Below are 10,931 nucleotides of genomic sequence, written 5' to 3' on the forward strand. Positions count from 1 at the left end.
TTCTTTAAAAGTCAAACATAGAGAAATTATTTTGCGTACCTTGCTCAATTTCATCTACTAAATTATATTGAATTTCTTCATCATAATCGTTACGCAACTCGATAATATAATCAAAATCATCCAATGTGTATTCTGACTGACTCACAAATACATCAGGATGTTCCACAACTTTCGTTGCAGGCAATCTCATAATTTCACGAACGAGCTGCCAATGTCTTTCGTTAGCACGCTTCGTTGACACAATTCCATCTAGGATGAAAATATTGTCATCGCTATACTCATCTTCAATTAATTGACTACGAACAGTTTGCTTAATAAGAGTAGATGATACAAATAACCACCTTTTATTTGCACAAACACTTGCAGCAACAATGGATTCTGTTTTTCCGACACGAGGCATTCCGCGTATCCCAATTAGTTTATGGCCTTCTTTTTTCATAATTTCTGCCATAAAGTCTACAAGTAAGCCTAATTCATCACGCACAAATCGAAATGTTTTCTTATCATCTGCATCTCGTTGTATGTACCTACCATGTCTAACCGCTAGCTTATCTCTTAGCTTGGGCGGACGATATTTCGTTACCGTTATGTTATCCATCGTATTTAAAATTGATTCAAGTCTAGAGATTTGCTCTTGATTATCACACATAAGAAGTAACCCACGTCGTGCATTATCTACACCATTAATTGTGACAATATTAATGCCGAGCATACCGATTAACGAAGAAACGTCACCAAGCAAGCCAGGTCGGTTTTTATGTATTTCATATTCAAAATACCATTCAATCATCCAAGATCACTCCCCTTGCTTACTTTACACCTACGTACTATATTATATGATTTCACCTTAATAGGGAAGCTAAATGTATAATCTACCCTGTGTAATTATTATACAAAAAAAGTAGAGAGGAGAATCTCCTCTCTACTTTTACTTATGTTGTACGAACTTAACCATTAAATTTGCAATTGTATGTTGCTCCTGTTCATCAGCAACTTTCCAAAGCTCAGCTAATAATTTCTCTTGGTCATTGCGTCCTTCTACCTCATTAGCAAGATAGTCGCCAACACGAAACGCCATATCTGATACCGCACCGCCATCTAAACCTTTGTCTTGCGCTTGCTCTAAACGTTCTCCTAAAAAGCTCTTCCACTGATCAAAATTATCTAATACTGACATAATTAAGCACCTCACTATTGAGTAATAAAATCATCCTTAATTTGTGCAACTATTCATTTTTTATGTAAGAATTTTTTAGCAGTGCCAACCGCCATTCACTCCGATAATTTGTCCAGTTATGTAAGACGCTCCTGGTGATACGAGGAATGAAACTGTTTTCGCTACTTCTTCTGGTAATCCTATTCTACCTAATGGTATATCTTCAGCAATTCCCATTTTATCTTCTTCAGAAAAAACACTTAACATTTCCGTTTCAATTGCTCCTGGTGCTACTGCATTCACACGTAATCCACTTAAAGAAACTTCTTTCGCTAAAGCTTTCACATATGAATTTTGTGCCCCTTTTACCATTGAATAAAGCACTTCACAAGAAGCCCCTATTTGTCCCCATATAGATGAAACAATTACAATATTACCACTTCTTCTCCCGATCATAGGCGGAAGTGCCATAGAAAGTAATTTATATACGTTCTTCACTTGAAGTTCTACCATATAATCCAATTCATCGTTTGTTACATCTGTTACTAGTCCAAAAATACTCTTCCCAGCTGCGTATACAATAACATCAATAGGATGTTCAATTTGTCCCCACAATTGCTCTGCTCCATCACTAGAAGCTAAATTCGCTTGAACAGGGATAACTTCTCCCCATGCCTTCTGCAATTCCAATACCTTTTCTTCACTGTTATTGTAATGAACATAAACTGTATATCCATCTTGAATTAATTGTTTCGAAATAGCAGAGCCAATTCCTCCGCTCCCTCCAGTTACTAACGCATACTTTTTCATAAAGTCCCTCTCTTATCTCTACAAGTTCAATTTTCACATAACTAAATAATACCCTCATCTTACAATTTTTCAATGATAAGATGAGGGTATCTTTTTAATTTTATTTTTTCGGTAACACCTGACAAATACTCATTTTGTCTTCTGATAACAATAATTTCGCTACTTCTTGTAAGTCTTGAACGGTTAGTCCTTCTAATACAGTCAATGCGTCAAATAGGCTAGATTCATTAAACGCGTATCGTGTAAATTGATTTGCAATATATTCTGGTGAATTCAACGAGCGTAAAAAACCACCAATTTTCTTTTTCTTCACTCGTTCTAATGCCGCCGCATCTAATTGATCATAATCTGTTTTTAATAAAATATCTTTTAAACGATTTGCCAATTCATCAGGTTGTTTCGTATCACCGCCAACCATTGCAAAACCGAAGTTATTTTCTTCTGTATAGTCATACGAGAATGAATCATCAATAAGCCCTTCATTATATAAAGTTTCGTAATGAACAGAACTTTTCCCAAATAAATAATCTAAGAGTAACGTAAGCGCAATTTCTTGTTTTAAAAGCGCTTGCCCCTTTTCCTTTAAATTAGTCGCTTTAATACCAACTAAACATTTCGGTGTTTGCACAGGCATTGAAATAATTTTTTTCTTTTCATTTACCTCATTTGGTTCTTCTTCAAATGAACGCACAATTTCTGGCTGGTTTTTATAATCTTTTTTCGCTTGATTTTCACGTACTAAATCCATTGTTTTCTCTGGATCAATTGCACCCACAACAAATAATAACATATTGCTCGGATGATAAAATGTTTCATAACATTCATACAATAAATCTTTCGTAATTTTACTAATAGATTCGATTGTCCCTGCAATATCAATTTTAATTGGGTGTTTTACAAACAAGCTATCAATTAACCCGAAGTACAAACGCCAATCTGGGTTATCTTGATACATTTGAATTTCTTGCCCAATTATCCCCTTCTCTTTTTCAACCGTTTTTTCAGAGAAATAAGGCTCTTGCACGAAGTTTAGCAATGTATTTAAATTTTGTTCTACGTTTGAAGTACATGAAAAAAGGTAAGCTGTTCGTGTAAAGGATGTAAAAGCATTTGCCGATGCTCCTTGTTTACTAAACAATTGGAAAGCATCGTGATCTTCTTTTTCAAATAATTTATGCTCAAGAAAATGTGCAATTCCATCAGGCACACGAATCATTTCTTCTTTCCCTAATGGTACAAATGTATTATCTACAGAACCATATTTCGTCGTAAACGTCGCAAATGTTTTATTAAATCCTTGTTTCGGTAAAACATATACATCTAATCCATTAGGAAGTTTTTCATAATAGAGTGTTTCTTTTAATTGCTCATAAACAATTTTCTCCATTTACTCTCCCTCCGTTCCTTGTAAAAAGTAAATTGTATCTAGTTCAATATTTTTAGCAACTTTTACAATTTCTTCTTTCGTCACACTTTCTATACCTGTAAGCCATTCTTCAACTGGACGTGTACGATCTGAAATAATACCATGATATAGCATTTCTACAAAGCCACGTGGTGTATCAATTGCCTCTAATATTTGATTTTGGATGACACTTTTTGTTTGATGTATTTCTTCTTCAGAAAACTCTCCGTTTTGCATCGCAAGCATTTGTTCTTTAATAATCTCAACTGCTTTTTCATAATTTTTCGCTTCGATTCCTGACATAACAAATAATAAACCTTTATGACTTTCAAAGCGCGATGCTGCATAGTACGCTAAACTATTTTTTTCACGCACATTTACGAATAACTTCGAATGAGAAAAGCCACCAAACAATCCATTGAACAATTGCAATGCAAAATAATCTTCATCTTTATATGTGACAAATGTACGATAACCGATGTGTAATTTACTTTGTTTTAATTCTTGTTTTTCAACAACTTCTTTTTCTTCATTATTTCGTCTATGAAGGAGTACATTTCTTTCTCTCACTGGACGAGTTGAAATAGAAAAATACTTACTTACAAGATCAACGGCGTTTTCTGAAATATCACCAATAATATATAGATCCATTTCATCTTCCGCTAACACCTTTTGATAATATTGATACAAACTTTCATTTGTAATAGACATAACACTCTCTTTTTTTCCATTTGCACTTAAACGATACGGTTCTACTTTGCACATTTCTTCAATTAAACGCTCGTTTGCATAACGCATTTTATCATCATAAGTAGCTTCAATTCTCTGTAACAGTGCTCTTTTTTCACTTTCTACGATAGAAGATAGGAAACCGTTCCCCTCCGTTGCTGGATGTAACACAATATCTGACAACATAGAAAGCGCTTTTTCAAATAACGGTGGTGCATCATGTAAATAAACTTCATTTGCAATGTCTACATAAATGGAGATAATATGGTCTTCCCCTTTTTTACTTACATCTACCGCTAAAGAAGATCCGTATAATTCTTCTAAATATTGACGAAGACGAATTACAGAAGGTAATTTTTCTGTCGCACTTTGCAATACGTATGGCAATAGGGCACGCTCTGTCACCGTCTCCTCATTTAAAGGCGCTTTAAAACGAAATACAAAGGTATTCGTTTTATATTTATCAGTCGGAATAATATGTACGCGCAAACCACCTAACTCATGTAGTTGTTGTTCCATTAGTTTCATTTATAGCCCTCCTTTACGTATATAGGAATATTCCTCTTCAATATACAGTTTTTAGAAATAAAAAATCAACTTTTCTCCCTTATTATGCTTACATATGATTCTTTCTAAAAACTTTAATATGTAAGAAACATAGTAAAATTCCGTATTAAATATATTCTATGTAAAAAAGCCCACACTAATGTGCGAGCTTTTTTATACTTATAAAATACTTATCGTTTTCCTTTTTCATAAGGAGTTCCTAAAGCTTTCGGAGCTTCAGAACGACCTACAAAACCGACAAGCGCTAATATTGTGAATATATATGGTAATATCGTTAATAAAACACTTGGAATTTGATCTAATACAGGGATTGTTCCGCCCGTTACACTTAGAGATTGCGCAAAACCAAAGAATAGAGCTGCACCTAGTGCGCCTAGTGGATTCCACTTTCCAAAAATCATAGCAGCTAAAGCTAAGAAACCTTGTCCTGTAATAGTTGCCCCTGAGAAGTTATTAGAAATTGACATTGCAAAAATCGCTCCACCAATTCCAGCAAACACTCCTGAAATACAGACTCCAATATAGCGCATTTTATATACGTTAATCCCCATCGTATCCGCTGCCATTGGGTGTTCACCAACAGCACGTAGACGAAGACCGAACGGTGTTTTATAAATAACATACCAAACAACGAATGCTAAAATAATGGCAATATATGACGTTATTGGTACGTTCGAGAAAAATATTTTCCCTAAAACCGGAATATCCGAAAGGCCTGGAATATCAATCTTTTCAATACGATACTGAATAAAGTCAGTCTGCCCTTTATCAAAAATCTTCTTAATTGCAAATACTGTTAAACCAAGAGATAAGAAGTTAATGGCTACACCACTTACAACTTGATCTGCTCGGAATGTAATAGAAGCTACCGCATGAAGTAATGCAAATAACCCACTACCAATTGCCGCAAATAGTAACGCAATCCACGGAGTCATCGTTCCCCAAGTATCACCCATTAATAAGTTTGTAACGACTCCAATAAATGCACCAAATAGCATTAGTCCTTCTAATCCGATATTTACAACACCCGATCGTTCACTAAATACACCACCTAGTGCTGTGAAAATGATAGGTGCCGATGTATATAACGTACCCGTCACAAGAATGGCTAATATATCTAAAAAGCTCATTTATTTCCCCTCCTTGCTCATGCGTGTAAGCGCCCATCTTAACACATAACTACATGCAACAAAGAAGATGATACATGCAATAATTACATTAATAAGCTCTGACGGTACATCTGCCTCAAAGTTCATTTGAGGGGAAGCACTTTTCAAACCACCAAATAATAAAGCTGAAAGGATTATACCAAACGGATTATTCCCTCCAAGTAATGCTACGGCAATCCCATCAAATCCTACTCCTGTAAACGAAGACATCGCTGTCATACTCTGGAATGTCCCTAATCCTTCCATCGCTCCACCAATCCCCGCAAATGCACCAGCAATTGTCATGGAGAATACTACATTACGAGAAACTTTCATACCTGCATATTGAGAAGCATGCTGATTAAATCCTACTGACTTTAATTCGTAACCTAAAGTTGTTCGATCTAATAAGAACCACATTAAAATAGCGATTAAAATTGCTACAATAATTCCCCAGTGTAGACGTGAACCATCAGTAATAGAAGCAAGCCAGTCTGAAGATAGTGACGCACTCTCTTTAATATCATACGTTTTGTCATTACCCGCATGTAAGAAACGCTTAATGATGTCATACGTTACATACAAAGCGATATAGTTCATCATAATAGTTACAATAACTTCATTCACTTGAAACTTCCCTTTTAAATATCCCGGAATGAAGCCCCAAATTCCGCCCACCAATGCTGCAAATAAAATAGATAATGGAATATGAAGGAAAGCTGGTAGTGAGACTGCATAACCGAACCAAACCGCTGCAAGCCAACCAACTAACAATTGACCCTCTACCCCGATATTAAATAAACCTGTACGAAATGCAAACGCCACCGATAAGCCAGCAAGAATAAGCGGTATCATTGTACGAAGCGTTTCACCAATCGCACTTGCGCTGCCGAACATTCCTGTCCAAAGTGCACTATAACCAACAATTGGATCATAGCCACTAACTAGCATTACAATCGCTCCTACAAGTAAGCCGAAAATAACGGATAGTACTGGGACTAAAATATTTATCGTTCGTTCTGTTAAAAGCTTTTTAGCCATTTGTACCCACCTGCTCCTTCTTTGTTCCTCCAGCCATTAACAATCCAAGCTGTTGTTCATTCGTTTCTTTCGCATCAACTATTGCTACAATTTCCCCTTCATAAATAACAGCAATTCGATCGCTAACATTTAAGATTTCATCTAACTCTAATGATAAAAGTAATACACCTTTTCCTTTATCCCTTTGCTCTATTAATCTCTTATGAATAAATTCAATTGCTCCTACATCTAAACCACGTGTTGGCTGTGCCGCAATTAATAAATCTGGATTTCGGTCTACTTCACGTGCAATAATTGCTTTTTGTTGATTCCCCCCAGATAGAGCGCGTGCTAACGTTTGCTCACTAGGTGTACGCACATCAAACTGTTCAATAAGAGCCTTTGCTTTTTCTGTAATTTTGCTGAAATTTAAAATCCCTTTCTTTGAAAATGGATTTTTATAATACGTTTGCAGAACTATATTATCTCTAACAGAAAAATCAAGAACGAGTCCGTGTTTATGACGATCTTCTGGAATATGACCAATTCCTTCTTCTGTTATTCTTCTAACAGGCCAATTTGTTATTTCTTTTCCTTTAATTGCAATAGAACCTGACTCAACTTTTCGTAAACCAGTAATTGCTTCTATTAATTCACTTTGTCCGTTTCCATCAATCCCTGCAATCCCAACAATTTCCCCCGCACGAACAGTTAAGTCAAGGCCTTTTACAGCAGGTAGTTGACGTGCATCGTGAACAACAAGGTTTGCAATTGAAAGTACCTCTTCTTTTGGCTTCGCGTCTATTTTTTCTGTTTTAAAATTCACTTGACGTCCGACCATTAATTCTGCAAGTTTATTTTCATCCGTATTTGCAACGTCAACCGTTCCAATCCCTTTTCCTTTACGAATAATCGTACAACGATCGCAAACTTCCATAATTTCTTTCAACTTATGTGTAATAAGAACAATAGATTTTCCTTCTTGCACAAGCTTTTTCATAATTTGAATTAGCTCATGAATTTCTTGCGGTGTTAACACAGCTGTTGGTTCATCAAATATTAAAATTTCTGCACCGCGGTAAAGAGTTTTCAAAATCTCAACACGCTGCTGCATACCAACTGAAATATCCTGTATTTTCGCATATGGATCTACAGATAAACCGTATTGTTCAGACAGTTTTTGAATTTCTTTAGCAGCTTCCTCAACAGCAATTTTCCCTTTTTTCTTCGGTTCATTTCCGAGAATAATATTCTCTGTAACTGTAAAATTATGAACAAGCATAAAGTGTTGATGGACCATTCCAATACCAAGGTCATTTGCTATATTCGGATTTGTGATTTTTACAGGTTTACCTTTAATTTTAATTTCACCCTGCTCTGGTTGGTACAAACCAAATAGTACATTCATCAATGTGGATTTCCCTGCACCATTTTCTCCAAGTAAAGCATGTATCTCACCCTGCTTTACTTGCAGCGTAATATCATCATTCGCTACAATGCCTGGGAATACTTTCGTAATGTTATTCATCTCAATTACGTATTCCATTGTGTTCCTCCTTTTAACAGGGAACATTCCCTATTACACTATTAACTTATTAAGCAATTCGGAAGTTTTATACATACAAAGGTTAGTTCTATGAACTAACCTTTGCTATTTCTCTATTTATTTTTTTAGAGAAGCTTCATATTCTTTATACTCTTTATCTGTAGCTGGCACTTTAATTTCACCGGCTGTAATTTTCTTTTCAAGCTCTTCTACTTTTGTTAAAATTTCAGGGTTAACTTTTTTCACGTTATCAGTTGTTTTTGAAATACCAATACCGTCATCTTTTAAGCCAAACTCTTCAATTTTCCCGCCTTTTAAATTCCCATCTTTTGCTTCTTTAGCTACTTTTTCTACTGCTACATCAACACGTTTAATCATTGAAGTTAATGTTACATTTTCAGGCATACCTTCTTGATGTTGGTCACGGTCAACACCGATTACCCAAACATTTTCACCTTTTTTCTTACGGTTTTTCGCTTCTGTGAACACACCGTTACCTGTACCACCAGCAGCATGATAAATTACGTCTACGCCTTGACCATACATTGCTGAAGCAAGAACTGTACCTTTTTCAGGCTTATCGAATGCTTCTGCATATTCAGATACGATTTCAATGTTTGGATTTACTGCCTTTGCACCAGCTTTAAATCCATTTTCAAATTTACTAATTAAATCACTTTTCATTCCACCAACAAATCCTACTTTATTCGATTTTGTTGACATAGCTGCTACCGCACCTACAAGGAATGATCCTTCATGATCTTTAAACGTAATACTCGTTACGTTCGGTGCATCTACAACAGTATCTACGATTGCAAATTGTTGTTTTGAAGATTCTTTTGCTACTTCTTTAATTGCACCTTCTAATTTATAACCAATTCCGAATGTTAAATCATATTTATCTTTTGAGAATTTTTTTAAATTCGGAATATAATCAGCTTCTTTTTCAGACTGAAGGTAACGATAATTTGTCTTTTCTTTTAAACCATTATCTTTACCAAACTTTTGTAACCCTTCCCAAGAAGATTGGTTAAATGACTTATCATCAACGCCCCCAACATCCGTTACGAGACCAACCTTGAAGTCTTTATTGTCTTTCGTGTCTTTCTTGTCACTGCTCGCCTTATCCGAGTTACCACATGCACCTAAAACTGTACTTGCTGCTAAAGTTAATGATAATAAAAGGCCTGCTTTTTTCTTCATACTAGAAACCCCTCCAAAAATGATATATATTTATTTATTCTTACGCTGCTGTTCCTTACTTCTTGCTGTCACCTCCCTAAAAAGGAATTTACCTACATACGCTTTCTTAATACGTGGAAGCTAAATTTATCAGCTCTAAAGTAATTGATAGAATATAAGATTGGCTCATCATTTTGATCATAGTGCATTTGTTTTAATACAAGCAGTGCTGTTTCAGGCTCACATTCTAAAATTGGTGAGATTTTAGGGTGATAGCCAATTGGCTCAATGTGAGCAACCGCATATGTTATGCGCTTATGCGTGTTATTATGTATCACCGTTAATAATGATTCCTCATTATAACCCGATAAGTCTGGCAATATTTCTTTTGCAAGTTTATCGATACAATACACAACAGGTTCCCCATCTGCTGTACGCACGCGTTCAATCATCACTGCATTAAAACCATCTTCACTATTAAACTTCTCTTTTTCCTCTTCTGTTAAAGTTGTAGTAGATGATGATAAAAAGATTGTTCCTGGTGTTTTCCCCACACTAGAAATCATATCTGTAATACTAGAAAGTTGTTCTATTCCAGAAGAAAATAATGGCTTTGCATTTACAAATGTCCCTACACCATGTCTACGAATGACAACATTTTCTTCTTCTAAAATACGCAACGCTTCCCTTAAAGTCGCTCTACTTACGCCAAGTTCTTTCGCTAAATCAAACTCTGATGGTAACTTTTGTCGTTCTTTATAAGCGCCATCTTTAATTTTTTCTTTGATGTGATCAATCACCCGTAGATATAGGTGACGACTATCAGATTTTACTGACATAAGACTCCCCCGCATTTCAATTATTCGACCTCTGATGTAAGACTTCTTTTCTCTTTTTTCAACTTACAACATAGTACAAATGACTAAACACCCAAATAAGTGTAATTGTCGAATAAATAATAATAATTTTTTAAAATAAAATTTTCACTCTTTATTGCATAAAAAAAACTTTGCACCATAAACATTCCTCATTTCGAGAAAAAGTTCGGCACAAAGATCCTTGACATCCTTTGTTACACACTTTTCCCCTCATAGTCTAGCAATTCATGGTTGCCAGGTAGAAACTTATGGACCTTATCTCCAAGATTATATGAGGCAGTGATTCTTTTCGAAGTAATCTTACCACTTGCTCTCATACGTGTCAACAAAATCCAACATTTTTCTGCATTAAATATCGAACATTTACATAAAACATACTCAAAGTATTCGTATTCTAAAGGGCACCCCTAAATGTAAGCCCTTTCTTTATCGCTGAGTATAGTATATAACAAAAATACTATATAAAAAAGCCTAATTGTAAAAACAATTA

General features: G+C 35.3%; 10 protein-coding genes and 1 riboswitch. All 10 genes read right to left on the minus strand.

Going from position 1 to position 10,931, the window contains the following annotated elements; genetic code table 11:
• Positions 1–4 precede the first annotated feature (4 nt).
• The 10 genes from ACUN13_RS00355 to ACUN13_RS00400 all read right to left on the minus strand — a co-directional run bounded on the left by ACUN13_RS00355 (position 5) and on the right by ACUN13_RS00400 (position 10,402).
• Positions 5–790, minus strand: coding sequence for a DUF3388 domain-containing protein (locus tag ACUN13_RS00355; protein ID WP_000574107.1), 786 nt, complete (start codon positions 788–790; stop codon positions 5–7).
• A 138-nt stretch (positions 791–928) separates the two neighbouring features.
• Positions 929–1,177 (minus strand): DUF3243 domain-containing protein, encoded by a 249-nt coding sequence (locus ACUN13_RS00360; protein ID WP_000114450.1) that lies wholly within the window; start codon positions 1,175–1,177, stop codon positions 929–931.
• Positions 1,178–1,252: 75 nt separating this feature from the next.
• A complete protein-coding gene (gene ymfI, locus ACUN13_RS00365; protein ID WP_000759604.1) occupies positions 1,253–1,966 on the minus strand; it encodes an elongation factor P 5-aminopentanone reductase in 714 nt (237 codons plus the stop codon).
• A 100-nt stretch (positions 1,967–2,066) separates the two neighbouring features.
• Complete coding sequence (gene yfmH, locus ACUN13_RS00370) at positions 2,067–3,353, minus strand: EF-P 5-aminopentanol modification-associated protein YfmH (protein WP_000411976.1); 1,287 nt, start codon at positions 3,351–3,353, stop codon at positions 2,067–2,069.
• Entirely contained in the window at positions 3,354–4,628 is a 1,275-nt protein-coding gene (yfmF, locus tag ACUN13_RS00375; RefSeq protein ID WP_000772418.1) for an EF-P 5-aminopentanol modification-associated protein YfmF, read from the minus strand.
• Between the two features lie 209 nt (positions 4,629–4,837).
• Positions 4,838–5,797, minus strand: a complete 960-nt coding sequence (locus tag ACUN13_RS00380; RefSeq protein WP_000008856.1) for an ABC transporter permease — start codon at positions 5,795–5,797, stop codon at positions 4,838–4,840.
• Positions 5,798–6,856: an ABC transporter permease gene (locus ACUN13_RS00385; RefSeq protein WP_001085254.1), complete on the minus strand. Its 1,059-nt coding sequence runs from the start codon at positions 6,854–6,856 to the stop codon at positions 5,798–5,800.
• Positions 6,849–8,381, minus strand: coding sequence for an ABC transporter ATP-binding protein (locus tag ACUN13_RS00390; RefSeq protein WP_000456914.1), 1,533 nt, complete (start codon positions 8,379–8,381; stop codon positions 6,849–6,851). The genes ACUN13_RS00385 and ACUN13_RS00390 overlap by 8 nt, the downstream gene beginning before the upstream one ends.
• Before the next feature lie 117 nt (positions 8,382–8,498).
• Positions 8,499–9,584, minus strand: coding sequence for a BMP family lipoprotein (locus tag ACUN13_RS00395; protein WP_000725771.1), 1,086 nt, complete (start codon positions 9,582–9,584; stop codon positions 8,499–8,501).
• A gap of 92 nt (positions 9,585–9,676) precedes the next feature.
• Positions 9,677–10,402, minus strand: a complete 726-nt coding sequence (locus ACUN13_RS00400) for a GntR family transcriptional regulator (protein WP_000114182.1) — start codon at positions 10,400–10,402, stop codon at positions 9,677–9,679.
• Positions 10,403–10,634: 232 nt separating this feature from the next.
• A riboswitch (purine riboswitch) is annotated at positions 10,635–10,736 on the minus strand.
• Positions 10,737–10,931 lie beyond the last annotated feature (195 nt).

The sequence above is a fragment of the Bacillus cereus group sp. Bce041 genome, assembly GCF_052646455.1.

Bases quoted from the DNA above. Each gene is read 5' to 3' on its own strand.
- ymfI (WP_000759604.1), bottom strand. From the start codon at position 1,966: ATGAAAAAGTATGCGTTAGTAACTGGAGGGAGCGGAGGAATTGGCTCT.
- ACUN13_RS00385 (WP_001085254.1), bottom strand. From the start codon at position 6,856: ATGGCTAAAAAGCTTTTAACAGAACGAACGATAAATATTTTAGTCCCA.
- ACUN13_RS00400 (WP_000114182.1), bottom strand. From the start codon at position 10,402: ATGTCAGTAAAATCTGATAGTCGTCACCTATATCTACGGGTGATTGAT.
- ACUN13_RS00390 (WP_000456914.1), bottom strand. From the start codon at position 8,381: ATGGAATACGTAATTGAGATGAATAACATTACGAAAGTATTCCCAGGC.
- yfmF (WP_000772418.1), bottom strand. From the start codon at position 4,628: ATGAAACTAATGGAACAACAACTACATGAGTTAGGTGGTTTGCGCGTA.
- ACUN13_RS00355 (WP_000574107.1), bottom strand. From the start codon at position 790: ATGATTGAATGGTATTTTGAATATGAAATACATAAAAACCGACCTGGC.
- ACUN13_RS00360 (WP_000114450.1), bottom strand. From the start codon at position 1,177: ATGTCAGTATTAGATAATTTTGATCAGTGGAAGAGCTTTTTAGGAGAA.
- ACUN13_RS00380 (WP_000008856.1), bottom strand. From the start codon at position 5,797: ATGAGCTTTTTAGATATATTAGCCATTCTTGTGACGGGTACGTTATAT.
- ACUN13_RS00395 (WP_000725771.1), bottom strand. From the start codon at position 9,584: ATGAAGAAAAAAGCAGGCCTTTTATTATCATTAACTTTAGCAGCAAGT.
- yfmH (WP_000411976.1), bottom strand. From the start codon at position 3,353: ATGGAGAAAATTGTTTATGAGCAATTAAAAGAAACACTCTATTATGAA.